Source organism: Paenibacillus herberti (genome assembly GCF_002233675.1).
Lineage (GTDB): Bacteria > Bacillota > Bacilli > Paenibacillales > Paenibacillaceae > Paenibacillus_O > Paenibacillus_O herberti.
Map to the genome: position 1 here is coordinate 92,290 of NZ_NMUQ01000001.1, position 25,720 is coordinate 118,009.

Below are 25,720 nucleotides of genomic sequence, written 5' to 3' on the forward strand. Positions count from 1 at the left end.
AAAGGTAGCAGCAAGGAGGGAGTCCGCAAAGGTGTCAGCAGGGAGGAAGCCCGCAAAACCGGCTGCAGCGGAGCTTGCTCTCGCCTTTGCGCGGCCGGCCTGGCTGCGGCATCGTCGGCACTGCGGCACTTAGAGGCGCCGGAAGCGACAGGCTCGCCGTTTGATGAGCGGATAAGCGGCGGGTCAATTTTGGGAGTGTGCGAAGCGGTCAAGCCGGAGTAGTAGGGATGAAACTTTTATCCGATGATGCGATTCCAAAGGGGGGGATGCGGTATGTGGCTGTACGAGAAGAAGTTGCAATATCCGGTAAGGGTAAGCAAATGTGATCCGATGATGGCGAAATTTCTGACGGAGCAGTACGGGGGAGCGGATGGAGAGCTGGCGGCAGCGCTCCGTTACCTGAACCAGAGGTATACGATCCCGGACAAGGTAATCGGCGTCCTGAACGATATCGGCACTGAGGAATTTGCGCATCTCGAGATGATTGCAACGATGATCTACAAATTGACCAAGGACGCAACACCGGAGCAGCTAAGGGAGGCAGGACTCGGTACGGATTTTGTCAATCACGGAGGGGATCTGTTCTTCCAGAATGCGGCAGGCGTTCCGTGGACGGCATCATACATTGCGGCAAAAGGTGATCCGCTAGCGAATTTATACGAGGATATTGCGGCAGAAGAGAAGGCGAGGGCGACGTATCAGTGGCTCATCGACTACACAGATGATGTGGATTTGCAGGACAGTCTGAAGTTTCTGCGCGAACGGGAGATCGTTCATGCGATGCGTTTCAAGGAAGCGGTCGAGATCGTAAAGGCGGATATAGGACAGAAAAAGGTCTATTAGTTTACTGTGGATCATACTGGATCATCGTAAAACAGCATGCCGCTTAACATACCAAGCCGGGTTTCCCGGCTTTTTTGTTATATTATACTCGTGCATTCATTGCATATGGTATCCATGCTGGGCGCGTGGTTTGCTGTCAACATATGTCATCCAACCGCGCGCTGGGAGCTGCTCGAAGACGGTGAAGATTTACTATATTGTTACGATACTCATCTTGGCACTACCGGGGCTGTGTGCTGGCTTTAATTAACTGCAAAGTACCGAGTAGGAAGTATTAAACGACCACCCTCAATCCGAGTAATCCGAGCAATCCGTGCGTAGCGACCTCAACAACTAACTAGATTTCAAGCGCACGAGCGAACAAGGATGCCCTAACGGAACTCAGAAGCGCTATTTAGTCAGAATGGAGGTAATTGGGATTCAAGCGGAACTGAGACGCGTTATTCCCCAATAATATCGATTTTTTTGGAGGAAGCGGTCAAATAAGTTCTCTCAGATCTAAGCTTTACCCACAACATTTCCAGGAAATTGAAAATCATAAAAGGGTGTCCCCTCGCAGACAAAGTCGGTATGATAAGTGAAAAAGAAGATAAGGGCAGGCGGATGAAATGTCGAATACCCGAGCAACTTCCTCTTTACTCACACCGGACTTTGAATTTTTTCGTCGCATGTACATCCATTGCGGACGGACGCTGAACCGATTCATTCAGACCATGAAGACGCTATCCCATAATCCGGGCGCCTCCATTGCAGAGGTCAGTCAGGATGCAGCGGAAGCCAAAGCCATCTCTCGTTTGTTGCAGAATTCAGAGATAAACGAAGAAAATGTGATGAATGCCTATCGGACCGAAACGCTTCGGCAGATGAAGCAAACAGGCGAATATATGTTCCTGTGCGTGCAAGATACGACCGAAATCAAGTTTGGAAATCGGGGAAAGACGCCTGGACTTGGTGCGTATAACCGCGAGCAAACCAAAGGGTTGCTGGTGCATTCCGCACTAGTACTTACGCCATCCGGACTCCCGATGGGCCTCCTCCATCAAAAGATTTGGGCGCGCGAACTGGGGCTCAAAGCTCAGCGGAAAGTCAGTCGTCCCTACGAAGAAAAAGAAAATTACAAGTGGACCGAGACAGCGCAAGCCAGCGTCCAGGGTCTCCCTTCGGACATGCACCTCATTCATGTGGGAGACCGGGAAGCGGATTTCTTTGAGTTCTTGTCTACGTTGCAGGCGGACAACCAATCGTATGTGATTCGTTCCATGCAAAACCGCATCACAGAAGCCGAAGGACGCATGTGGGACGATGTGTGCAAGCAGCCGGTAGCGGGTGAGATTGTCGTATCCATTCCGCGAGATACGCGCCGCGGGGTGCCCACTCGGGAAACGACTCTGGCAATCCGCTTCTTGACCGATACCGTACAGGTACCGGCCCACTTGAAACAAAAGCGCGCCGGGTATTCACCGCTCACCTGTACCATCATTCATGCCGTGGAAACGACACCGCTTGAGGGACAAGCGCCCATCGAATGGTTTTTATTCACCAACCTCCCGATCACGACGGTAGACGAGGCGAGCGAAAAAGTGGCGTGGTACGTCCAACGCTGGAAGATCGAGCGATTCCATTACATTTTGAAGAGCGGTTGCGAAATTGAAAAGATGCAAGCACGTGATGGGGATCGGCTGAAGAAACTCATCTTGTTCTATTCCATTATTGCCGCTCAACTTCTGCATCTGACCTATCTGGCTCGTCAACAGCCAGACGCGCCGTGTACTGAAGTCATGAACGACGAGGAATGGAAGGTGCTTCACCGCATTGCTTATAAGACCAACACGCTCCCCCCAAATCCACCTACGTTGCATGAAAGTGTAATGGCACTGGCCAAACTCGGTGGCTTTTTGGGACGAAAAGGTGACGGCGATCCCGGAGCCAAAGTGCTCTGGCGCGGCATTCGAGCCTTCCAAACTGTCTTCGAAAGCTATCGCTATTTATTGTAATTTATTTCCTGCGCTGTGGGTAAAGCTTAGCTCTCAGATCCGTTAGCAGTGGCGCACCGGTCTTTATGCTCGAGTTCCAACTGCATTCGTACCCCGTCCGAGAGAAATCGAAGAAGCGGAAGAATCCGTAGAAGCAGTAGACGCCGCACTGCTTTCTTGCCGTACTTTACGGCCTGATATATAGTGTGGGGGAGATAATGAGGCGGAGGGAAGGTCCGAACATGGCAGAGCATGTACACGAGAGAAAAAGTCTATTCCGGCCTGATGCGGTCATTTTTGATATGGATGGCACGCTCTTGCAGACGGAGACATTGTTGTTACAGGCGCATAGCCGAATATTCGCTGCGCTGAGAGAGGAAGGGCTGTACGTAGAGCCTGAGCCGCCCGTCGAAGCTTTGCTCGGTTGTCTGGGCATGTTGCTTGAGGACATTTGGCTGAAGCTTATGCCGACTGCTACGGAGGAGGCACGCAGCCGGGCCAACGAACTGCTGTTGCACTTTGAGCTGGAAGGGCTGGCCGCAGGTGAAGGCCAACTGTATGGGGGGGTGCCGGAAACGCTGAAGTCTCTCCGGGAACAAGGCGTGAGACTGTTTGTGGCAAGCAATGGATTGCAGCCATATGTCGAGGCCATCGTGCAGCACAAAGGGTTGGCGGTGTTATTTGATGGCTTGTACACCGCCGGAGGTCGCAACACGGCAACAAAAGCCGAGTTGGTTCGGCTGCTGCTGGACGAGCATGCCGTTTCTTCGGCTTGGATGGTCGGGGACCGCTCTTCCGATGTTGATGCTGGAAAGCGAAACGGCCTCGCTGTCGTCGGCTGCGCTTATGCGGACTTCGGCGCGTCGACTGAGCTGGATGGCTCCGATGTGCGAATTAGCCACTTTGCGGAGCTGCTGCAGTTACTTCCGAAGGTATAGCTTTTTTTGATGTTTGAGCTTGTAAACGGATCGGTTATGGATTAATCGCGGCTCGTCCCGCAGTGCTAGCAGGACATCAAAAAGCCAGGACGAGAAGAGGTCGTCTTGGCTTTTTGATGTCTGTCAGCTATAGGCTGGACAGGCATGCTGGAGCAAATTATTGGTTGGTCTAGGGCGATATGGCTTATGGACGGAGTGTTGAAGTCCGAACACATGAGGTTTGGTCGCTGCAAACCAAGTCGCCCGACAGTTAGGTGTCGGGCGTACTGTTTCCTGTCAAACCAGCTTCCGTTGAACCCGTCCCCGTCGAACCCGTTCTCGTGGGACTCGCCTCACTCAAACTCGCTCTCGGCGAACTCACTTTTTTCGGCCCCGTTCTCTTTGAATCCGCTCTAGTTGAACCCGATTTAATCGAACCCGCCCCTGATGAAGCGGATCTCTTCGAACCGGCTCTCGTGGAACTTGTTCTCTTCGAACTTTCTCCGGTTGAACCCGCTTCTTTAGAGCTCGTTCTCCTCGACACCGGCCCTGTAGAACCCGCCCTCGGCGAACTCTCTCGCTTCGTATCTACCACCGACGAACCTACTCCAGTTGAAGCCGCCGCAAACGCACTCGTATCTTTCAAACTGGTACTCTTCGAACCCGCTCCGGATGAACTCGATTCTTTCGAACTTATACTCTTCGAACTTGATCCCGCCGAACTCGCCCCCGAAGAACTCTCCTCGGAAGAACCTGCGACCAATGAGCTGGCTCCCGATGAGCTCGACTCCGGCTTCCGTCCTTGGGATTTTCCGCCCGTTGATTTGCTCTTTTTGCGCTTGCGGCGCGAGTATACATACATCGCGTACTCCAGCGGCTTCACGATTGCTCGCTCGTAGGTGGCTTCATCTCCGCTTTCGCGGAACACCTCGCGGGCAGGCTTTGGATTAACCTCAAGCAGCCAAATGCCACCCTTTCGGTCGATCGCGAGGTCGAGCGCCAGCTCGCACAGCCGATCGTATTGTTGCTCCAGGTAGGCGGCGACCTCAACGCCGAACTGCTCTGCCTCGCGGCGCACGGCTCTAGCACGGGCCTCATCGCCGACCCATGAACCCAGCAGCTCATCCATCCCCATCGCTTTGCCTCCGCCGTGGAGGTTGGAGGTGATGCTCTTGGGAGCGCCGATCCTGCCGGCGCACCCGGTTGCCTCCCATTCGCCACGACTGTTTTTTTGAACGAGCAAGCGGTAATCATGCACACGTCCGTTCGGCAGCTTAATCATGATGCCTTGCTGCACGATATACTTACCTCCCTCAAGGTTCCATGAGGAGAGCTTTTTTTTCAGAGCGGTTGCGCCTACTTGCTGTGGCTGAATGATTCTCCGCGTTTGGTCGCGTCCCTGGATGAGATAGGTGTCGTCCTTCTGCAGTTCGATGCGTAGAATGCCCCGACCTCCAGTACCGTTAATCGGCTTTAGGAACACGAGCGGGTAGCGGCTCAGCATTTCGCTCAGATCCTTGTGGCCTGTATACAGCATCGTAAAAGGCTGCTTGTTCTGGAACCGGCTTTGGGAAGAGAGCGTTTTGTAGACGGTCCATTTATTACGCAGTGGTTTATTCAGAAAGGTCAGATGCCCGTAACGGGATCGGAATTTCCTCAGCTGCTCGAATCGATGGCTGTGCTGGATGCGGCAGCGATCGTAGATCATATGCGGAAAGGACGTCCATTTGTGCGTCCAGGATTTGCTGCTTGTATTGTAAAATTGCGCATGGATTCGGTTCGTCTCAAAATCGACATCGGCGGGGGTAAAGACAAATACTTCAAGCCCCATTTTTTTAGCGGCTGTTATCATATGTCGATAGATCGACCGCTCTTCCAGCGTTTCTTTGTCATCGAGGTATAACGTTAAAATGCCGAGTACGGGCTGTGTCATTGTCATCACTCCTTGGTACGGTTGGCCGTCGTTCAACTCCAGGTCCCCGCAGGAGCGCCGTAGGGGGAGCCTTCACCATTCTTCTCGAACTAGGGGAGCGGCCTGTTGTAGCAGCAGGCAGGGACTCGCAGCCAAGGAACGTGTCGTCTGCTGTGGACCTGGCCCTTTCAGCTGTTTGGGGAGTTCGTGCTTGTTCCTCTTCCTGCCCGCCTGGCGAAACGCTGTTGCTACTTTGGAACAGCAGCGTCGGCTTGCCAGTAGGTCCATCAACAAGGCCGATTGCAGTCATGCCGGCGCGGAAGCACATGTTCAAGCTGGCGGTATTGTCTGTGGCGACGCGACAGGCGAGCGAGCCCCAGAGCAGCTGTAGCTTGAGCAGCAGCCCGCTGCCCGCACCGCGTCCACGCGCCGGTGGCGAGACGGCGACAAGGCAGGCCTCGAGGCCTGCCTTGCGGGCGAAAGCGGCGCCTGCCGGGCGCCCATCCTGCAACAGGACGGCGACCGCGGCCTCCGGTGCGCTTTCGCTGGCCTCAAGCTCCGAAGGCCGCATCGCTTGCAGCGCGGCGAGACCGGTTGCCGACAGGCGGCCGCCTCCCCAAGCGATCATCATTCGGATCAGCTGCTCCCGGCTGCGAGTCCATTGCTTTGGTGTCAGGAGCACTATTTTCATTTTATTCGCCTCCAGCCGTTACCGGCTTTGCTGTTCGCATCAAAAAGGAACCGTAATGGAAGATGCGCTCCAGCGATTTCTTGCGGATATGAGGCTCATCAAACTTCATCGGTTTGGCATTAGCCTCGAAAAACCAAAGATTTCCCTTTTCGTCCACTCCGAGATCCATTGACATCTCGCCATAGATGCGACCGCTTGCCGACTCAATCTGTTGGGCCAGTTGCATGCAGGCGAGGCGTGATTTACCGAGCAGTTCGCGGGCCTTCTCTACTCCGAATGTGTGGACTAGCAGCTTCTCTGGATCTTCGATGCTGCCGCCGCGCGGTACATGGGTCGTAATGCTTTTTGTACCCGCAACACGGGCGCCGATCCCGGTGACAGACCATTTCCCAGCCGTGTTTTTTTGCACGAGTGCGCGCAAGTCGAACTGTCTTTCCTCATAAGAGGCCAGGTCGATGCCTTGCTGGGCAATATACTCTTCGCCACCGCTCTCTCTAAGGATACGCGACCACAGCTTGCTTACCGTTGAGCAATTATAGGTGCAGCTCTTTTTCTTTTGCTGAATGCGCAGCCGATACGGGAGTGTTGTGCCCTCCATAATCCGGATCGTCATGATGCCCTTGCCAGCCTTGCCGCTAACCGGCTTCAAGTATAGATAGGGATGTTTGCTCATCATTCGGCTTAGTCCGGAGCTCGTAACCATTTTGCGCGTAGTTGGAATGTAGCGCCTTGTTGTCTGCGAGTTTTTGAGCCACTCGAACAGTTCCCACTTGTTGAAGAAGGAGGGATTAAACACACCTTTGACGCGCGGGCTCTCCAGTAGCTGACTCAGCTTGCGTTGGACTTTCGGCTGCAGTTCATCCTCCCGCAGAGGGATCCGGTTGTAGACGAGATCGGGGAAAGGGTAAAGACCACTTTCCCATTCATCGGTCTCTTCATTCAGAGAGAAGCCGTAAAGCATAGGGTGGGTCAGCTTCAGGCTACGCGCTGTCAACACGTACACGACAAACCCTTTTTCCCTGCCAGTACGGATCAAGTCCTCAAAATTGGCCCGGTTGCCGCGGAAGCCAAGCTTGGGTGCAGCCATCGTCAGGATGGCCATAACAGGCCGCTTGCCGGATAAATCCGCGTAACCGGTGGGCTGCTCATGATCCATTAGCTATCCCTCCCCCGGAAGTGGCTCAGGTACAAGCAATGTTCCAGGATGTACTCAAGCGACGCGCGTCCCTCCGTTTTCAAGGCAGGATGTTTGAAGATAGAGCGTCCCGGCTTAGCATTGGCTTCGAACATCCACACATCGCCATCCTTGTCGATGCCAAGATCCAGACCGAGCTCGCCAAGCCGATGCGGGTAATTGCGTTCAATCGCCTCCGACATCTTCACCGCGACTCGTTTGGCCTTCTCCAGCACCTCGTCGGCTTGGGTGCCGAATGTGCGCGAGAGCGCGCTGCCTGGGGTCATGAGCGAGCCGCCATTTTTGATATGCGTGGTGACGCTGCCCTTGCCGGCCTTTTTAGCTCCGATTCCTGCTGTCACCCATTCGTTCTGGCCGTTCTTGTGCATATGGAACCGAAAATCCAGCGGGCATCCATCAATCTCGACGAGCCGGATGCCCTGCTGTACGACATAGCTCTCGAAGGAGCTGCCATGCCTAGCATGCAGGATGCGCATGAGTTCTTCAAAGTTACCGAAGCGCAGCAGCACGTTTTTGCCGCCGTTGCGATAGCGGGCGAAATACCCCTTTTTCGGGTGGTAGGTCAAACGATAGATTCCCGCGCCGAGACTGCCGCCACTTGGCTTGAAGTAGACAAAGTGGTGTTTCTCCAGCAATTCGCGAATCTTTTCGTCGCTCGGACCGGAAATGGATTCCGGGAGGTGGCGAAGTGCTTCCACATCCTTGTCGAGCAGTTTGTAGACATCGGCTTTATTGAAAAAGCTCCAATTAAAGAAAGGAATGCCCTTGCGTACAAAGCGCTCGCGCAGTGAGCTGATCTGGGACCCGGTCTCTGCCTTGCGGCTCGGCAGCCGGTTGTAGACAACGTCGGGCAGCGGCACCGTTTTCCGGTACCAGGAGCCATCGGGATTCAGAAAATAGCCATTCACCGTTTCATCCAACCAGTTAATGTCGCGAGGGGTGAAGCCAAAAAAGTAGGCCTTGTTATCTCCGAGTTGAATCAGTTCCTTAATGAAGCTGGTCCGGGTGCCGAAGGGCAGAGAGGGGCTGACGTAGCCGTCGCTAAGAATGCCGACCAGAGGTCCGAGTTGCACCTCATCTTCTGTGGAGTGAAGCATGAACACATTGCCTGACTTTGGGATGCGGATTTTCTCACGTAGCGTGGCGCTCAAGAAGACATGGTTGCCTTCGCGGTTGACTGCCTTCACCGGCGCTGTGATCGTCTCGCGGCCCAGCTTGATTTGTAGCTTCTTTTTCTCCGACAGCTTCAGTGATCGGTACAGCGACCCGGATAAATATACGATGCGATCGCTCTTATCCGAGAAATGCACGTTGCACAAAGTAAGACTCATGAGGAACCTCCTGAACGTTCTGTCGCTTGGTTGATCGATCTATATCTATAGGAATGGGCGGGCCATTTAAGCTCATCTAAAGGAAGCTTCCGGCGCTGTGGACGTTAGGCTTTGGCCCTCGCTGAGCAGGCGAGCGTACAGAAGTGGACGCTCTACTGCCATTTGGGCGATGCCTCCGGGAAAGGCGGCGAACGCATCTCGACCGGGCCGGGAGTTCATTTCCAGCAGCCAAAGACGGCCGTCCGGGGTGACGCCGAAGTCAAGGCCCAGCTCTGCAAAACGTCCAAAGGCGCTTTCTGCGGCATCTGCGGTCGACAGCGCCAGACGGTCGATGTCCCCTGCGCATTGCTCGGCAGCTTTGTGGCCGAGCAGCAGGACGAGGCCGTCCCGTGCTGGCAGCGCCTCGCCTCCGCCATGCAGGTTGGAGGCGATGCCGCCGGGTCTGCCGCGTCGCATCGCTGTGCCGGTGAGCCGCCAACGGCCGCGGCCGTCTTTCTGCACGAGCGCCCGGATATCGAATGGGCGTCCCTGGCGATCACATAGCGGCAACTGTGGCTGGATAAGGTAACGTTTGCTGCCAACGATCCGGGTGATAAGCTCTGCTGCAGCATTCAGATCCGGCTGTTCACTGCGCAGCGGGCGACCATCGTTGCCTCGTCCGCGCACTAGCCAGCCGCTGTCTTGTGGAGCGGCGGCAATGACGCCGCGTCCCTTCATACCTCCGTCCGGCTTAAGGAAAACGGAGCCCCAGCGGCTCGCCGCTTCTTTTAAGGTGTCCGCGCCGCTTAGCAGCAGCGTGGGAGGCGCCAGCGCGGCCAGCTCTGGACTGCTGCGTCGTAGAGCCTCGTACTGGGAGTTCTTTCCTGGCATCCAGCCATTCAGCAGCACATGGGGGCGAAGCGTATTGAGGCGGCGAAGCAGCTCGGCATGACCTCGACGTCCTGCGGCAGCGAGAGGTCCGCAGCGGTCATAGATGACGGAGGGAAGCGGAACAACTCGCTCTAACCACTCGCCGCCTTCTCTCACATAACCGGTCAGACTGCCGGATTCCAGGCCAAAGCCTTCCAGCCGGAACACATAAAGCGACAGGCGAAGCTCCTCCGCCCGCTGTGCCAGCGCAGAGAGGAACCCATCCTCGGGCAGTCTCAGGCGACCGTTTGACGAATTTAGTTTCGGCGCGCCTCCGATCATAACTCCGATTCCGCCAGCCGACCGCTTCATGCCGCCGCCCCCTATAATAATGATATTGGTGCTACTAAAAACCGGCCAGGTAGCTGGAGTATTGAATCATATTTCGTACGGATGGTCGGATCTTGTTCTCATTCAGCGGCGTGTTGTCGTTCTTCGATGGCTTGGAGTTTACTTCAAGCAGCCATACTCTACCTCCAATATCCATTGCCAGGTCGATGCCCAGCTCGCCAAAATGGGCGGGTATCCGCTCCTCGATCCCCTTGGCGATGTCCAAAGCAGCCCTCTCCAGCTTGCTGTTCGCACTAGCTTTAAACCCGGGAACCAGGTTGCTTCGGCCTACTGCATCCGACACCCTGCTGAGCGTACCGCCTCGTGCGAGATTAGACACAAAGTGGTTGCTGCCTGCGGTACGGGCTACAATTGAGGTGATCGCCCAGGCCCCGGTTTTGTTCCGCTGCACGAGCGCTCGGAAGTCGACCGGTCGCTTGCCTATGTCGATCAGTGTTAGCCCCTGCTGGAGTTGATAGCGGACTACTTTCATCTTGCCGCTGAGCGAGCTATAGAACTTAGCCAGGCTTGGATAGTTCTTGTTCTGGATGCCATCGGATGCCGTGTAGGTGGCAAGGACGGTCTCGTCTTCCAAACGGCTCACCTTGATGATGCCTTTGCCGAGGCTACCGCGTACCGGCTTGAGAAAAACGGTGGCATGCCGTGCGGCGATACCTTTTAAGTCGGTGTAGCTTTGGAGCAGCCGGGATTCCGGGAGGTACTTGGTCAGCGAGGTGTCCTTGGACAGAGCATCGAATACTTCGTGTTTATCAAGAAATTTTTCGTTGAACACTTGCGTGCCGTAGCGTGACTTGGCTTCCTTGAACAATTGCTGCACCGAAGACTGGTTCTCCAGCTTGCGTGCAGTGAGCCGGTTGTTCACGACATCTGGCATCGGCATACTGGCTTTATGCCAGCCTTCGGTGTCGTTAACCCAGCCTTCCAGCCTTGGACCGGGTCCTGCCGCATCGGGAGTGAAAAAGTACACATAAGCCCCTTGGGCGGCGCATGCGTCGACCAGCTCTTGACAGAACATCGTAATGGAGCCAAACGGGCGCTCCGGCTGCTGCGGATAGTCGCGGCTGACCAGTACTCCGATCAGCGGCCCGAGCGACAGCGTCTGAGTGCTTTGGCGATACTGGATGCGCAGCGTTGCGCCTCCTGTGATGCCCATGCCCCGGGCCAATGCCGGGCTGATGCGCATCATGCTGCTCTTGCCGCCGGATACGATCTGGACCGTGGAGCGGTAAGAGCCGAACCTCAAGGTAAGAGTGGAGCCAAGTGGAATTTTGTGAAACTTGGCATAAGCGTCGCCTAGCATGATTGAATCGTCGGCTCCGTGGCTTCCTTGGGACACCTGGACGGCGATTTTGGATTTGAGCATCGGAGAATCTCCTTCCAGAGCGAAGGGTAAAGCATGGCAGGTAAGGTACGTGGAACGAATTAGTTCATCATATGAGGACATCTACCCTATGGTTCTGGGCGCAGCGTAAGAAGGACGGGACGCTTTGTACTTGTGCCTAAATGAAGACGGACTGGAATCCATGCCGTTTTTTTGCTTGGCGGGCTGGGCGGGTGTTATGATGGGCAGAGTAGAACAAGGGAGATGAAGCCATGAACGTATATGACAAAGCTTACGAATTGGCCAAAGCTCTGGAGGAAAGTCATGAGGCGAAGGATGTTCGCGCGGCAAGGGCTGCCGCAGACGCCGACCCTGATGCCCGCCGGATGCTGTTTGATTTTCAGAAGCAGCAGGTAGACCTGCAGCAGCGCATGATGTCCGGTGAGGAGCCATCTGCTGAAGAACTCGAAAGCCTCAACCGGCTGTACGAAGTGCTCAGCATGAACCCGCTTGTGCAGCGTTATTTTGAAGCCGAGAAGCGGTTGTCGGTCGTAATTGAGGACGTGAATCGCATTATCGGCAACTCCTTGTCAGCGCTCTTGCTTTCCTAAAAGCTCCACCCCCGGCATGTTTGTCCCTCTCCTTGCATAGGATGGTAGAGACAAGCCAACCGGCTAAGGGGAGGAATTCGGGAATGAGATCGGGAAAGTGGAAGCACGGCATCTATATGCTTGCCGCGCTTGGCATGCTGGCGTACGCGCTGCCGAGGCTGGAGCTCGGCAGTGCTTGGACGGCAGCCACTGTGTTCGGCGTATTATGGTCGGCGCTTGCGCTGCTGGTCATTGCAGCAAATTTACGCGTGCTGATCAGCGACAGGGAGCGAGAGCGCAAGCGGGTGTCCGCCATCCGCAGGCAGCAAGCTTATCAGACCGGCAAGCGGCTGGAGCACCGGCAGACGAGGCAGTCCCGCTGAGTAGCTGCTTGCGAGGTGCGTTTGAGTGCCGACAGCACGCTAGGTACGAATTTAGCTCCCTCATCTAAAAAAGGACCATCCAAGCGGTAGCCACAAGGCTCCCGACGGGATGGTCCTTCTTAATCGTACTAGCTATTCGCGTCCGGCAGCAGACTCTTGGTCTGCATGCTCGTATTGTCCAGCATGCTGGATTCTGTAAGTTACCGGCGTACATGGCAGCAGCACGGACATCGCCAACAGGCCGTCTTCCATAGCGGCAGAGACGTGACCCCGGTAGTAATGAGCCCTTTCCTGCACTACGGCCAGGCCCAGTCCGCTGTGGCCGTCTTTTTTTGTGCTGAAGCCCGGCCGGAACATGCGTCGCAGCTCTTCGCCTTTCAACTGTACTCGGCAGCGGTTCAGGACGCGAATGAGCAGCCCGTCCCCCTGCAACGAGATTTCCAGCCGCACCTCGCGTTCCTGTGCCGGCATAAATCGCGCTTCATCCATTGCATTATCGAGCAGATTGCCGATGATTCTGACAACGTCGACACCCTTGAGCGGAGGCAGCTCGCTGGCGTCCGCCAGTGTCCCTAGCTCGTAGCTCAGCCGGATTCCCGCTACTTGCGCGACACCTTGCTTGACGCTTAATAGCGCGGCAACAGCCGGAAATGGAAGCTCTGCAAGGCGCGCAACGGTTGCGTTGACGCCGTTGATTTCGTCCATAACCTCCTGCATGTAGGCGAGCAGGTCGTCCCTCTTGTTCATTTTGAGCATCAGATGCATCGTCTGAACCTGGTTCACGAAGTCATGCCGTTGTCCGCGGATCGTGGACAGCATATCGACCATTTCCCCAGCGAGCATCTCCTCGGAGTAAATTGAGCCTTCGCGCTTTTTGGCCTTCGCAATCAAGTTCAGCGCCATGAGCAGCACCGGTGCGGTCGAGACCAACGATAGAAGGAACAAGAGAGCGGGCAGGCTGTTTCCTTCTTGAGACGAGTTCACATACTTCGAGTAGAACAGGACGCAGAGCAACAGCATCTGGATGAATACAATCATGAAAAAATAAAACAGAGGAGCGGTTGATGCCTTGGTCAGCAGTTCCTTCATCCGGGCTCCAGGATACCAACGTTTGCGACTCATGAACCATGCTCCAGCCGCGAACAGCAGGAATGACGGCCAACCGGCCACCATTTTGATCCAGAATGGACCTTCATAAATTTCCTTGAACTCGAATAATGAGGTTGCAAACATTAGCGTCGCTAAATCTGAAAGAGTTACGAACAGAATCATAAACAGCTGCAGCACGAGCCGGGTCCGCAGGCGGAACATCGGGAAGAACAGCCATATTAGAAGTCCCATGGACAGTAATGAGTTCGCTACATGCACCGCCATAGGGACTTGTAGGAAGAACAAATCCGAATAAAACATCGACGTTGCCGATAACAGTATAATTCGTTTCCAGTAGGCATCAGGTCTGATGCCGATAAACAACAGGCTAAAGACGAAAAAGATTAACATTTGAGGCAAAGAGAGAAAAAAATAAACTTCAAGAAAATATAGAATGGAACTGACAACCGGTTGCATGGTAAAGCTCCTTTAGAGTCAACTCTCAAGTAATGGACGTTTGATTATGAGATTTGACTCTTACTTTACTTGGTTTTATGAAAAAAAGAAACGGGTTTCTATCGCCGAAAAATGTAAAAATTCAGCAACTGTCTAGATGGATCAGTGAGCTGTGCTGTCGAGTTGCAGCTCGCTGCGGCAAGTTGTAATGAAAGCATCCGGCTCATCGACATGCAGACAGATTCGATCTAGATGCAAGATGCGTCCAAACATTCCGGTAATTGGAATCTTTTGTGTCAGAATCAGCATGACATTGGAGTCCGTTCCGCTAGGAACAAAGGCCGAGCGCTTCTCCTCGGGGCTCAGCTCAAGGTTGCTGATGTGGGAGACGGAGAGCAGCTCATCCGGCTTAATACGACCGACCAGTTGCAGGCCATACTGAATTCGCAGCTCCTGCTGTGCAACCTGGATTGGATACAGCCGCATGGCTCGATAGTCCGCTACCATCAACAGGATGAGATAGAGATTGCTGAGCGATGTGATCCAAGCGAGTATAGGCGAGAACTGATGTAGAAGGAAATGCAAGGCTACGCCCTCCAGCAGAAGCAGCTTGCTGAAAATTAGCACAAGCACTAGCCTCCCGGAATGACGATGGGTGCTGAAAGCAGTTGGGTCTAGTGGAGTTGGAGAGGCTTTGGTCCAGGAGAAAACAAGAGAGTAAAACACACTTAGCTCATGGGTCAGCATAGCGGAGACAAAAGTTGTGCCAAAGGCGGATTGAATGTCCTGCCGGATGGAGTCGAGTGGACTGCCAGAGTTCCCCTCTCGTCCGACATGTCGAGCACGGAGTAGAATCCGTCCGAAGCGATATGCTTGCAGGGTGAGCAGGGCCAGCTCCAGCGGAATTATAATTTTACCAATCGGGGCGATTCCAGTACGGTCGGACGGGGGTAACATCAAGTAAACGGCGATATAGCCCAGCAGGATCATTGGAATAGACATCGTTATGGAGCGGCGAAGGGGCCGTTTGCCCAGCAGAACGAGCAAGAGCGGCAGCACAAGCATGAAGTCAAGGGTAATTGCTGTAGACAATGCGGAGCGGTTCGGTTCGTACAGTGAGCTCTGGATAAGAATGAGATCGAATAGGATAATGGCCGAAGCTAGCAGTAGAAGAGTGATTTTTGGTGAAAATCGAGGCCAGCTGTTTCTTGGCATAGCGTGGTCTCCTCTCCTATGTAGGGACGGGTGCTGCTCCTCTCAGTATAGCCCAGTGTGGATATGTTTTCCATAAAGGTGAGAGAATGTTCTGTATTTCGTCACCATTCCGTGCATGGGGTTACGCGCAGCCATGCTGGATCGAAAAGACATTGTTCCGTGGATTGGATATAATTATGTAATGAAGCGCAGGGCGCAGGAAAGGCGGAGAATCCCGACAGCTATGCCACATGATTCTAACCCACCGGCATCGTTCGAGACGATGACCAAGCATGAACAGCTGATTCGGCATATCGAGGCGCTGGAGCCCGGCACACGTATTTCCGTGCGCGGCATCGCCCGTGACAAGGAAGTTAGCGAGGGCACAGCATACAAGGCGATTAAGGAAGCCGAGGAGCTTGGAATCGTCGCCACCAAAAAAAGAATTGGCACCGTACGGGTCCATAAATCCCGGCGTGTTTCTCTAGAAGGACTTACTTTCGGCGATGTCGCCGACATCGTGGAGGGACAGTTGCTCGGCGGAGCCGGGGGCCTTCAGCGGACGCTGCACAAGTTCGTCATCGGAGCGATGGAGCTTGATGCCATGCTTCGCTACATTAATGAAGACAGCCTGCTGATCGTCGGCAACCGCGAGGAGGCGCATCGCTTAGCATTGGAGCAGGGAGCCGGAGTGCTCATCACAGGCGGCTTTGATACGAGTCCGGCGGTTAAGCGGTTAGCGGACGCGAGAGGGCTGCCGATCATCGTGTCCCGACATGATACGTTTACGGTCGCATCGATGATTAATCGTGCGATGTACGACCGGCTCATCAAGCAGAAAATAGTGCTAATCGAAGACATTATGAGCTTCGGCCGCCCTGCCGACGTGCTGAAGCACGGGGATACGGCGGCGGATTTTCACCGATTGGCCGGACTTACGGGAAGCTTCCGTTTTCCGGTGCTTGATGACCGCGGCCGGGTGAGCGGCATGATGACGGCCAAGGACGCCGCGGGTTCCGAGCCGGATAACCCGGTTGAACGATTGATGACACGCCATCCCATCACGGCGGCGCCGAACATAACGGTCACCTCCGCCGCTCATACGATGGCGGCGGAAGGCATCGACCTGCTGCCGGTCGTTGACCGGCATCGCCGGCTGCTTGGCGTCATCACTCGCCAAGAAGTACTGGAGGCGATGCGCATTACCGGCCGCCAGGGAGAATCAGGCGAGACGTTCGACGATCTGATCGTCGCTGGCTTCAAGCCTGCCGAAGGTGGAGCCGGCGGCTTCCGTTATAAGGGTGTCGCCGCTGCGCAAATGTCCGGTACGCCGGGAACTGTTTCGGAGGGCGTATTGTCGACGCTGATGCTTCAGGCAGCGAGGCGCATGGTACGCGAAAGCGGCCGCAGCGACCATATGATCGAGAGTATGACGACCTATTTTATACGTCCGGTTCCGATTGACGCGGAGCTCACGCTTGAGCCAACCGTGCTGGAGCTAAGTCGCAAAACCGCCAAGCTGGAAATTCAGCTGTCCGACTCCGTTGGAGCCGCGGCTAAGGCAATTCTCTCTATGCAGCTTATGGACGGCTAATGGCTGCGGCATTTTTCAGTGAATGGACACATGCCGTAGCTCTTAAGAGTCATGTCCCTTCCATTTCATTGGGAGAGAATAAGGAAGAATGGTCACTGCGATACCTAATCAGACAAAGCTTATCCCGGCCAGAGGCTGGTCATTAGAGGGCGAATGAAGAAGGGAGGGACAGAGCATTAAGGTCAAAAAGAAGTACTATCCTACCCTTACTCCGGCCTGGAAGCGCCGGCGTGAGATTGTTCTGCTAGCTTTGGCAATCGTAATAACTACGATGCTGGATGGGACAGCCTCCGGCAAGGCTGCTGATAACATGTCAGCGGCGGCGACGAGCAAAGGAACTGCGGCAACGGCTGCGGCAGGCTCCCTCCAAAAGCTTATCGACGCTGCGCCCACCGGCTCTACAATTCAACTGCCAGCCGGCAGTTATGCACAGTCGATCGTCATCTCCAAGCCACTGAGGGTAGAAGCGCAGGACGTGACGCTGACCGGAAACGGCAGCGATGCACCAGTAGCTACAATTAAAGCGAAAGGCGCATCGCTGATCGGCCTGACGGCAGAGAAGGACACTCGAGGCAAGGCTCCGGCCGTCCTTGTGGCTGCGGATAATGTTGTGCTGGACGGGCTGAAAGTCCTATCACGTTCGCTCGGCATCCAGCTTCAGAGCTCGCAAGGCTCCACTATCCGGGGCTCGGTCGTCGAGCCTCCTGCCGATCTGCTCGGCCGCGCAGCGCGCGCTTCAGACAGCCGTAACGGTATCGACCTGTATCGGTCAAACGGCAACCTCATCGAGGACAACCGGGTGAGCAGCATGTTTGATGGGATTTATTTGGAAGGCAGCAATAACAACACGGTCCGCGGGAATCAGATCGACTACTCCCGTTACGGCATCCACTTGATGTACACCAAGCGCAGCGTCGTTACCGATAACAGCGGTTCCTACAATGTGACCGGAATCATGGCGATGATGGTCAAAGGCTCCGAACTGACCGGCAATGCATTCAGCCGCCAGAGCGGCAGTGTTAATTCGCAGGGCATGCTGTTTTATCAGGTGGAGAGCACGAGGGTAGAGGATAATGTGATGAATGGCAACCGTGTCGGGATGTATATCGAACGATCCGAGGGCAATGAATGGATTAACAATGACATCTCGTATAACTTTGTCGGCATCCAGCTGCTGGATTCCAAGGACAACCGACTCAAGAACAATCGATTCGTATCCAATGTCATTGAGACTCAGGCGGATGGTAGCCGCGACAATGAGCTGCAAGGCAATTACTGGGATGCCTTCGAAGGGCTCGATCCGAATGGCGACGGAAGCAGCGATTTGGCCTACTTAATGAATCCGTTTTTCCAGCGGTTGACCAAGGATAACTCGGCCTATCAAATCTTTTTCCAATCGCCGGGTATGAAATTCCTCGAGAGTCTGCTCGCTTCCGGGCAGCAGAACTGGTCGCGCGACAGCGCTCCGCTCATGGAGCCTCCTCTGGAGATTGGCAGCAAGTCTCAGCCTACTGAAACGCCGATGGCGGCAACGGCCGCCGCGGGAGTAGCGCTGCTCGCAGGAGCATTAATAATCATTTATACGGGGGTTAGAAGAAAATGAAAAAGAGAATGACAGCGATGCTGATGGTCGCTTTAACCATTATGTTAATAGCAGCCGGCTGCGGCAAAGCCAGCCATGAGCCGGTAGCGGTTGATGAATCAGTCGATAAATGCGCGATCTGTAATATGGCGGTCAGGGATGACGCTTATGCGGTACAGTTAACGACTAAAGGGGGCAAAACCTTTAAATTCGATGATATTGGCTGCATGAATGATTGGAAGAGCAAAAATACCGATGCTGCTATAAGCGCAGAGTATGTCCGTGATTATAACGACAAGGCGTGGGTTGCCTACAACGATGCGACCTATGTGTACGATGCGGACTTCAAGTCGCCAATGGCTTACGGAGTGTACAGCTTCAAGGATAAAAAGGCTGCGGAGTCTTTCGTAGGTGAGCAGGGCAAGGGCAAGCTGATGACAGCCCAGGAGCTGGCTTCCCATAATTGGGCGCAGAACAAAGAGCAAATGAACATGGGCGATTCCGGTCACGAAGATGGTATGGACATGGGAACGAATGAAGGAGCGGAAATGGACATGGGGGCCAATGAAGGCTCCGGCATGGACATGAGCGGAAATACGTCCCCTACGGACAATTCCGGCTCCCACTAAACGATGAATATACTCCACATTGCGCGCAGAGAGATCAAGCTCGGCTTCCGCAATCCGTGGTCCTACTCTTTTCTCGCGCTGTTCACCGTATTCACACTGCTGCTTTTGATGATCGGCGCCCAGAGCTCAGGATCGGGATATACGAGCACAACCGGCTCCATGTTGAATTTGATTCTATATCTACTGCCGCTAATGACGTTGCTTATCGGATCTTTCTCTTTGACAGCGGAAAAAGAAGAAGGAAGCTGGCAGCTCATTTCCACCTATTCGTTGCGGACGCTTTCCTTCATCGCCGGCAAATACGCCGGCCTGACCGTTGTACTGGCGACTATCGTCAGCTTCGCCTACGGCGTTAGCGGAGTGGCGGGGGCGGTAGTGGGAAGCGGCTTTGATCTCAAAACACTTGGTTTGTTCCTCGTGTTCTCGCTGCTGCTAGTTCTGCTCTATCTTGCCGTCGCGCTGCTAATCGGCACCTTTGCGGCGAACCGTTGGCAGGCGCTGACTTACGCAGTCGCCTTCTGGTTTTTCACCGTAATCGGCTGGCCAGCGCTGCTAATTGCGGTACTTGGCTTCCTACCTTATTTGATGATCAAACCAGCCCTAGTCGCGCTGACGTTCCTCAATCCAGCGGAGCTCGTACGACTGTTCGTCGTCGTTAAGCTTGGTGGCGGCACCATATTGGGACCGGAGTATTATCAGTGGGTAATGGTCATGCAAAAATCGACTGGATCGTTGTTGTTTGCTGGCCTTTGCCTGCTGTGGATTGGTGTGGCTGGAGGAATCGCCGTATGGGCGTGGGAGAGGGGGAGATACCGTGCATAAGCCAGTTCTGCTCGTTGAAGGCGTGGATAAAAGCATTAAAGGGCAGCACATCGTGCGGGACATCTCCCTCACGATGCAGCAAGGGAGCGTCCTCGCCCTTTGCGGCGGCAACGGTGCGGGTAAAAGCACGTTGCTGCGCATGGTCATGGGAATTCTACAGCCGACTTCCGGGATTATTCAGGTGGATGGCTTGAGCTGGAAAGAGAACCGCAATGCCTACGCCGATAAGCTTGGGTATATGCCGGATGACTACGCCTTTGCTAAAGGGCTGACCGCTTGGGAAACGCTGCATTTTTGGGCTTCTCTGCGCGGTCTATCTCGCAGTCGGACGGAGGAGGCGCTTGAGGAAGTCGGCCTTGCGGAGGTGCGGAACAAAAACGTGACCGCTTTTTCCAAAGGGATGAGGCAGCGTCTGTTGTTTGCTCAAGCGATGCTGGCCAAGCCGCCTCTGCTCGTCCTTGACGAGCCGACCAACGGCCTTGATCCGTACTGGATGGACTCCTTCGTAGAGCTTGTGAACAAGCTTCGCCGTGAAGGACATTCCGTCATTTACTCTACGCATCAGTTGCCAGTGGCTGAGGCATCCGCCGATTATGTCTTGTTCATGCAAGAAGGAGCAGCGGTGAGGCAGGGAACGGTAGCTTCGCTTCTAGAGCAGTACGGACCTGGAGGGCTTCATGCGGCTTTCACAGAAAGTCGTATGAAGCCTGGAAGCCGAGGGCAGGTAGAAGCTTGAGGAGCCGTCGAAGTGGTAGAAGGACGGCGCTGAAGCGGAATACTGGATTGGTGGGAGAGAGTGCTTGATGAGCCGTCATTTTGGTAGGCGGATGGCGATAAAGCAGGATGCTGGATTGGTGGGAGAGAGTGCTTGATGAGCCGTTATTCTGGTAGACGGATGGCGATAAAGCGGAATGCTGGATTGGTGGGAGAGAGTGCTTGATGAGCCGTCATTTTGTATGGAGCAAGCGCCGACTGCTGGCTGTTGTTTCTGTGCTGCTGCTAGTTGCGGCGGGGCTCTCTGGGGTGTTGCTCGTCAAGCAGCAGTCGGACAAGGAGAGGCCGGGTCGCATAGCGCAAGGAGCTCATGCACCAGAGATCGCGATTGCTGTACCTGGCTCCGGTGAGCGTATCCATCTGTCGGATTTGAAAGGCAAGACAGTACTCGTCCATTTTTGGGCAAGCTGGTGCGTCCCCTGCAAAAGAGAACTGCCGCTGATTGATGAAGCTGCGCGCCTCGTATTTAAAGGTGCTCATAAAGACGAGGCCGGTGGCGCATCTGGCGCCGGTAACGGGCAGGAGATTCTTGCCATCAATGTAGGTGAAAGCCGCGGCACGATTAGCGAGTTCACTGGCGAAACCGGTATTTCCATGCCAATCGTGTCTGATGTAACCGGGCAGGCGGCTGAGGCATTCCGGGTACGAGCTTTGCCAGCCTCGTTCATCATTTCCCCGGACGGCCGCATTTCTCAAATTATTCAAGGTGAATTTACCAGCGTGGAGCAAATCCAGGCCGCTCTGGACGCGGGCTGAAGGAGCTTCGCGCGGGGGAGCTCCGCTTGAGGTAGCCGGCAATTCGCCTGATGATTTTTCACCCGACGAGTTAGTGAAATAAGCCGAATATGGTTTATTTGACAGAACGTACGGACAGAACGTACGTACGGACAGAACGTACGGACAGAACGTACGTACGGACAGAACGTACGGACAGAACGTACGGACAGAAAGAAGGTGTTCCTGAGTCCTTTTAAAGGGCTAGGGAACACCTTCTTTTTATTCGCAGACTTATAGCGACTAGGCCAATACCCGCCGCCGCATAAACAAGTAGCAAAAGTTACTTGAACGAGCCAAAACCCACTGCGGCGGAGGAACCAAGTAACAAAAGCTACTTGAATGAGCCAAAACCCGCTGCGGCGGAGGAACCAAGTAACAAAAGCTACTTGAACGAGCCAATACCCGTAGCAGCAGCAGAACCAAGTAACAAAAGTTACTTGAATGAGTCAAACCCCGCCGCGACGGCGGAACCAAGTAGCAAAAGCTACTTGAATGAGCCAAAACCCACTGCGGCGGAGGAACCAAGTAACAAAAGTTACTTGAATGAGCCGAAACTCCGACGCGACGGCGGAACCAAGTAGCAAAAGTTACTTGAAAGAGCTGAACCTCGTCGCAGAAGCAGAACCAAGTAGCAAAAGTTACTTGAACGAGCCGAACCTCGTCGCAGAAGCAGAACCAAGTAGCAAAAGCTACTTGAATGAGCCAAAACCCGCTGCGGCGGCGGAAGCAAGTAGCAAAAGTTACTTGAACGAGCTGAACCTCGCCCGCTGCGGCGGCGGAAGCAAGTAGCAAAAGTTACTTGAACGAGCTGAACCTCGCCCGCCGCGGTGGCGGAAGCAAGTAGCAAAAGTTACTTGAATGAGCTGAACCTCGTCGCAGCAGCAGAAGCAAGTAGCAAAAGTTACTTGAACGAGCCAAAACCCGCTGCGGCGGAAGGAGCAAGTAACAAAAGTTACTTGAAAGAGCCGGACCCCGTCGCAGCAGCAGAAGCAAGTAACAAAAGTTACTTGAATGAGCTAAAACCCGCTGCGGCGGAAGGAGCAAGTAGCAAAAGTTACTTGAATGAGCCGAAACTCCGACGCAACGGCGGAACCAAGTAACAAAAGTTACTTGAACGAGCCGGACCCCGTCGCAGCAGCAGAAGCAAGTAGCAAAAGTTACTTGAATGAGCTAAAACCCGCTGCGGCGGAAGGAGCAAGTAGCAAAAGTTACTTGAAAGAGCTGAACCTCGTCGCAGAAGCAGAACCAAGTAGCAAAAGTTACTTGGATTCGCCATGGCATTGCCCGTCCGCAGCTACCCGCCTGGGCAATCGCCACAGCGATAGGCCTCGGCCAAGCCGCCCTTAGTGATGCGGAGCGGCTGGAGCTGCAGGTGCGGCGTCACTTTGCTTCTCCAGCTCGGCCAAATGTTCAATCGCATTCGCGCCTATGGCGAAGCGCTTGGACGGCATAATTTCATATTCTGAGGAGACGCCGCTGAACTTCACTCGATACACGCCTTCGGTGCTAGCCGGCTGTGTGACGGTGTAAGTACCGGGAGCTGTCAACTTAGCTTCGGCGCTCACTGCAGGGGAGGAGCCATCCTCCGGCCAAAACTGAAAGTTAGTTTTATAAAACTCGTCGTAAGGCTTGCCGTTTTCCTCTACGAGGATTGTGAAGCGGCTTGCTTCGCCGGGTTTAAGCTTATCCGGAATTTGCAGGTCTACGGTCAAATGCGGAATCATACCTTTGTCATCTTGGCCCGACGTGTTGGCCTGGCAGCCCCCAAGCAACAGGGAGGCGGACGCCAGTAGAGAAATTCCGGCCAGTGTCATTTTTTTCTTCATCATGAGTACCTCCTAGGCGGAAAACCAGCGCTTCAGCGCGGGAACACGGCGGATGACAAGCAGATCAATGGCAAGCACAACCAGAATCGATAGGCCGACCAGCGGCATAATGATACCGAGAGCGCCCATGATGATGAGCAAGCCGATTGTGACTTTTTTGTCCCTTGGTTTGTTCGGCGCACCGAGCTTACCGGCTGGAGCGCGTTTGCGCCACATAACGTAGGAACCGGCGGAAATAAGGATCAGGCCCAGGCAGGCGATCAACCCGAGGATCTGGTTGGCTAGACCGAATAATTTGCCCTCGTGGAAAGCGATGCCGAGCATAATCACTTTACCCATAATGCCGTAGTCCGCAAAGCGCACATCGGTCAACACAGCCCCACTGTACTGGTCAATATGCAGAGTTGCATTGTTAGTAGGTCTATCATCGGCAGAAGCGACGGTGTAAACACCAGCTTTACCATCCGGCATCGAGATTGTATAAGGTTTGATCACACCTTGACGGTCTGCTATTGCGGCAACTTCATTCAGCGACAGCCGCACATAGCCCCCTACTGCGGATGCAGGAACGGGGATGTTTTCGGTTGCCCACGGCAGATCCTCTGCCACGTCTTTGGCGAGGGTGACAGATTCCAGCGAACCCGCGCCGAACGCGTTTTCCGGATAATTCGTATTCGTCGAATTGGCGATATTGTCGATTCCTTTTCCCATAACGCCCGACCAAGGCAGTCCGGTCAAAATAAGCGTCAAAATGAGCAACGACAGCCAAAAGGCTGGCACAGCATGCATGTCTCTCCAAAACTGGCGACTGCCGCGTTTGCCTAGGCGGGGAAGAATGGTCCCCCAGATGCTGAATTTGCCTCTTGGCCACCACAGGTAAAGGCCGGTCACAATCAGGACGACGCCCCAGCTAGCGGCCAGCTCTACGATCCGGTTGGGCAGCGTGCCGCTGAGCAGTAGTTGGCTATGCAGCTTTTTAAACAGCTCCGTGAACGTTTTGTCCGTGTCCAACGTACCGGTAGTACGCCCCGTATAAGGATCGGCATAGAGCGTAGTAGGAACTTCATTTTTCACTATACTCATCTTAACGGTTGACTTGGCATCACTCGGAATGGAAAAGGACAGGATCGACAAGCCGGGGTTTTCCGTGCGGACAGCTGCAGCTAGCTGATCAGGAGCCAGACGAGTCGTTCCAACCTCTCGAACGGTCAACATATCCTTATAGAGCTGCGCTTCAATTTGCGGTTTGAATAGATAGACCGATCCGCTCAGAGCAAGAATAATCAAAAAAGGCGCAAAGATAATGCCGGCATAAAAATGCCATCTCCAAACATTTTGATACAAGGTGGGCAACAAGCCGCGGCCTTTCTGTTTGCCGATAGCAGGAGTTGTCGTTTCCAAATCTATGCTCATCGTTCCATAACTCCTCATTTCTAGGGTGATTAGCTCAACTAAATTAGTATAGAGGGCTTGGCGTAGTTCGGCATGACTCTTTCTAGCTATGGGGCCAAAAAACGAGGTAGAAATGATTGGCTTGTCATGAAATAGTCCCCGTAAAGCGAAAGGGCGCGCATCAGTCGGCCTGAGCCGTCCAAGGCGCGCCCCTTCGAGAGGCGATCTAGCGCTGTTTGCCTGTTGCGTTCCGCTCGATGACGGTGCGGATGACACTGTGGTTGCGTATGCCGGCGAAAATATTGAACAGACCGAGCAGCATGAACACGGCTCCCACAATGACGCGAATCGTCGAGCCCGTATACATGAACATCTGAATGAGCGCGATCAAGATAAGCATTATGCCCATCCAGATGTTCATTTTGGCGGAGTAAAGGGCTCTTTGGTTAGTGTCTTTGGAGCGGCGCGAGCGGAAGCTGCTCACAACGGACATGATGGAGCTGATGATGATACCTGCAATGATGATCCATTGCAGCCAGGCGACGGGATCGTTCATGGAGCTGAGCAGTCTCCTTTGGCGGGCGGCTGCCCGTCCAGTATTTTTCGCTATTGTATCATATTGGGGCGGTATGCTGCGAATAGGAAGATAGCCTTCAAGGAGGAGTGTTGCCGCTCAGCTCAGGCCCAAGCAAACGGATGTTGACCCATACCTGTAGACGGTTTTCGGCGACAAGAACGGTTTTGATGTTTAAGGCGAATCGTTTATCCTTATCGCGGTATACTTTTTCGGCCAATAGCTCGCGTGCGAGGCGGGACTCCCTATCAATCTCATAAATGCTGTGGCCTTCCAGCACGAGCAGATCATCATGGAGCTGCGCCTTTAACCGGGATTTCGTAGGTTCATCCAGTCCCGCAGTACCGGGGCCATCTTCGAAGCGGATTTGTATCGTTTTAATGACGGAATGCTGTTGTTTGAACTTGCTCAACTTCTCCAGCTCATTGTCACGCTCGTTAAGCTGGTCCTCGAGCTCGCCTTTCAGGTTGATGACGCGGTCGAACTGCGCCTGAAACAGGGAGTGGTAGAGGGCGGCTCCGATGATCATGCCACAGATGATCAGGCCGGCGGCCTGAGTCAAACGGGCGAAGCGGGCAAAGGGAGGAACTCGCAT

Annotated in this window: 27 protein-coding genes; 15 read left to right on the top strand and 12 right to left on the bottom strand. The window is 54.3% G+C overall.

The genetic code is table 11. From position 1 onward, the window contains the following. Positions 1–273 precede the first annotated feature (273 nt). The 3 genes from CGZ75_RS00485 to CGZ75_RS00495 all read left to right on the top strand — a co-directional run bounded on the left by CGZ75_RS00485 (position 274) and on the right by CGZ75_RS00495 (position 3,754). A complete protein-coding gene (locus CGZ75_RS00485) occupies positions 274–843 on the top strand; it encodes a manganese catalase family protein (protein ID WP_089522132.1) in 570 nt (189 codons plus the stop codon). Between the two features lie 608 nt (positions 844–1,451). Then, positions 1,452–2,837: an IS4 family transposase gene (locus CGZ75_RS00490; RefSeq protein WP_245850652.1), complete on the top strand. Its 1,386-nt coding sequence runs from the start codon at positions 1,452–1,454 to the stop codon at positions 2,835–2,837. Positions 2,838–3,058: 221 nt separating this feature from the next. Then, on the top strand, positions 3,059–3,754 hold the full coding sequence (locus CGZ75_RS00495; protein WP_089522134.1) for an HAD family hydrolase: 696 nt from the start codon (positions 3,059–3,061) through the stop codon (positions 3,752–3,754). A gap of 250 nt (positions 3,755–4,004) precedes the next feature. On the opposite strand, the gene CGZ75_RS00500 is transcribed toward CGZ75_RS00495, so the two are convergent. From CGZ75_RS00500 to CGZ75_RS00525, 6 genes are all read right to left on the bottom strand, one after another. Then, complete coding sequence (locus CGZ75_RS00500) at positions 4,005–5,666, bottom strand: YheC/YheD family protein (protein ID WP_089522136.1); 1,662 nt, start codon at positions 5,664–5,666, stop codon at positions 4,005–4,007. Further along, positions 5,623–6,336, bottom strand: a complete 714-nt coding sequence (locus tag CGZ75_RS00505) for a hypothetical protein (RefSeq protein WP_089522138.1) — start codon at positions 6,334–6,336, stop codon at positions 5,623–5,625. The genes CGZ75_RS00500 and CGZ75_RS00505 overlap by 44 nt, the downstream gene beginning before the upstream one ends. Position 6,337: 1 nt before the next feature. Continuing rightward, complete coding sequence (locus CGZ75_RS00510) at positions 6,338–7,492, bottom strand: YheC/YheD family endospore coat-associated protein (RefSeq protein WP_089522140.1); 1,155 nt, start codon at positions 7,490–7,492, stop codon at positions 6,338–6,340. Continuing rightward, positions 7,492–8,862 carry a YheC/YheD family endospore coat-associated protein gene (locus tag CGZ75_RS00515; protein ID WP_089522142.1) on the bottom strand — a complete coding sequence of 457 codons (1,371 nt, stop codon included), beginning with the start codon at positions 8,860–8,862 and terminating at the stop codon, positions 7,492–7,494. The genes CGZ75_RS00510 and CGZ75_RS00515 overlap by 1 nt, the downstream gene beginning before the upstream one ends. Before the next feature lie 72 nt (positions 8,863–8,934). Further along, positions 8,935–10,083 carry a YheC/YheD family endospore coat-associated protein gene (locus CGZ75_RS00520; protein ID WP_089522144.1) on the bottom strand — a complete coding sequence of 383 codons (1,149 nt, stop codon included), beginning with the start codon at positions 10,081–10,083 and terminating at the stop codon, positions 8,935–8,937. A 34-nt stretch (positions 10,084–10,117) separates the two neighbouring features. Next, positions 10,118–11,485, bottom strand: coding sequence for a YheC/YheD family endospore coat-associated protein (locus CGZ75_RS00525; RefSeq protein ID WP_089522146.1), 1,368 nt, complete (start codon positions 11,483–11,485; stop codon positions 10,118–10,120). A gap of 230 nt (positions 11,486–11,715) precedes the next feature. Here CGZ75_RS00525 and CGZ75_RS00530 point away from each other — a divergent pair, with 230 nt between their 5' ends. Together CGZ75_RS00530 and CGZ75_RS00535 are read left to right on the top strand one after the other, a co-directional pair. Next, positions 11,716–12,054, top strand: coding sequence for a YlbF family regulator (locus tag CGZ75_RS00530; RefSeq protein ID WP_089522148.1), 339 nt, complete (start codon positions 11,716–11,718; stop codon positions 12,052–12,054). An 83-nt stretch (positions 12,055–12,137) separates the two neighbouring features. Further along, positions 12,138–12,416: a hypothetical protein gene (locus tag CGZ75_RS00535; protein ID WP_089522150.1), complete on the top strand. Its 279-nt coding sequence runs from the start codon at positions 12,138–12,140 to the stop codon at positions 12,414–12,416. A gap of 132 nt (positions 12,417–12,548) precedes the next feature. Here the strand turns inward: CGZ75_RS00535 and CGZ75_RS00540 are convergent, their stop codons facing one another. Continuing rightward, positions 12,549–13,982 (bottom strand): GHKL domain-containing protein, encoded by a 1,434-nt coding sequence (locus CGZ75_RS00540; RefSeq protein ID WP_089522152.1) that lies wholly within the window; start codon positions 13,980–13,982, stop codon positions 12,549–12,551. A 141-nt stretch (positions 13,983–14,123) separates the two neighbouring features. Next, positions 14,124–15,176, bottom strand: coding sequence for a hypothetical protein (locus tag CGZ75_RS00545; protein ID WP_089522153.1), 1,053 nt, complete (start codon positions 15,174–15,176; stop codon positions 14,124–14,126). A gap of 133 nt (positions 15,177–15,309) precedes the next feature. Here CGZ75_RS00545 and CGZ75_RS00550 point away from each other — a divergent pair, with 133 nt between their 5' ends. From CGZ75_RS00550 to CGZ75_RS24305, 10 genes are all read left to right on the top strand, one after another. Continuing rightward, complete coding sequence (locus CGZ75_RS00550; protein ID WP_342745632.1) at positions 15,310–16,749, top strand: DRTGG domain-containing protein; 1,440 nt, start codon at positions 15,310–15,312, stop codon at positions 16,747–16,749. Positions 16,750–16,999: 250 nt separating this feature from the next. Next, positions 17,000–18,352 carry a right-handed parallel beta-helix repeat-containing protein gene (locus tag CGZ75_RS00555; protein WP_089522155.1) on the top strand — a complete coding sequence of 451 codons (1,353 nt, stop codon included), beginning with the start codon at positions 17,000–17,002 and terminating at the stop codon, positions 18,350–18,352. Then, on the top strand, positions 18,349–18,960 hold the full coding sequence (locus CGZ75_RS00560; protein WP_089522157.1) for a nitrous oxide reductase accessory protein NosL: 612 nt from the start codon (positions 18,349–18,351) through the stop codon (positions 18,958–18,960). Before CGZ75_RS00555 ends, CGZ75_RS00560 begins: the two co-directional genes overlap by 4 nt. 3 nt (positions 18,961–18,963) lie before the next feature. Beyond that, entirely contained in the window at positions 18,964–19,782 is an 819-nt protein-coding gene (locus tag CGZ75_RS00565) for an ABC transporter permease (RefSeq protein ID WP_089522159.1), read from the top strand. Next, positions 19,775–20,518, top strand: a complete 744-nt coding sequence (locus CGZ75_RS00570; RefSeq protein WP_089522161.1) for an ABC transporter ATP-binding protein — start codon at positions 19,775–19,777, stop codon at positions 20,516–20,518. The genes CGZ75_RS00565 and CGZ75_RS00570 overlap by 8 nt, the downstream gene beginning before the upstream one ends. Positions 20,519–20,721: 203 nt before the next feature. Next, on the top strand, positions 20,722–21,312 hold the full coding sequence (locus CGZ75_RS00575) for a TlpA family protein disulfide reductase (protein ID WP_089522163.1): 591 nt from the start codon (positions 20,722–20,724) through the stop codon (positions 21,310–21,312). A 305-nt stretch (positions 21,313–21,617) separates the two neighbouring features. Then, a complete protein-coding gene (locus tag CGZ75_RS24300) occupies positions 21,618–21,914 on the top strand; it encodes a hypothetical protein (RefSeq protein WP_141136615.1) in 297 nt (98 codons plus the stop codon). Next, complete coding sequence (locus CGZ75_RS00580) at positions 21,877–22,122, top strand: hypothetical protein (RefSeq protein WP_089522165.1); 246 nt, start codon at positions 21,877–21,879, stop codon at positions 22,120–22,122. The genes CGZ75_RS24300 and CGZ75_RS00580 overlap by 38 nt, the downstream gene beginning before the upstream one ends. Positions 22,123–22,187: 65 nt before the next feature. Then, positions 22,188–22,433: a hypothetical protein gene (locus CGZ75_RS00585; protein ID WP_089522167.1), complete on the top strand. Its 246-nt coding sequence runs from the start codon at positions 22,188–22,190 to the stop codon at positions 22,431–22,433. Further along, positions 22,396–22,680 carry a hypothetical protein gene (locus tag CGZ75_RS24305; RefSeq protein WP_141136617.1) on the top strand — a complete coding sequence of 95 codons (285 nt, stop codon included), beginning with the start codon at positions 22,396–22,398 and terminating at the stop codon, positions 22,678–22,680. Before CGZ75_RS00585 ends, CGZ75_RS24305 begins: the two co-directional genes overlap by 38 nt. Here the strand turns inward: CGZ75_RS24305 and CGZ75_RS00590 are convergent. From CGZ75_RS00590 to CGZ75_RS00605, 4 genes are all read right to left on the bottom strand, one after another. Continuing rightward, positions 22,677–23,162: a FixH family protein gene (locus tag CGZ75_RS00590; RefSeq protein ID WP_141136618.1), complete on the bottom strand. Its 486-nt coding sequence runs from the start codon at positions 23,160–23,162 to the stop codon at positions 22,677–22,679. The genes CGZ75_RS24305 and CGZ75_RS00590 overlap by 4 nt on opposite strands. Positions 23,163–23,171: 9 nt before the next feature. After that, positions 23,172–24,572, bottom strand: coding sequence for a PepSY-associated TM helix domain-containing protein (locus CGZ75_RS00595; protein WP_089522171.1), 1,401 nt, complete (start codon positions 24,570–24,572; stop codon positions 23,172–23,174). A 205-nt stretch (positions 24,573–24,777) separates the two neighbouring features. Beyond that, positions 24,778–25,107: a YtpI family protein gene (locus tag CGZ75_RS00600; RefSeq protein ID WP_089522173.1), complete on the bottom strand. Its 330-nt coding sequence runs from the start codon at positions 25,105–25,107 to the stop codon at positions 24,778–24,780. Positions 25,108–25,204: 97 nt separating this feature from the next. Continuing rightward, positions 25,205–25,720: a sporulation membrane protein YtrI gene (locus tag CGZ75_RS00605; protein WP_089522175.1), complete on the bottom strand. Its 516-nt coding sequence runs from the start codon at positions 25,718–25,720 to the stop codon at positions 25,205–25,207.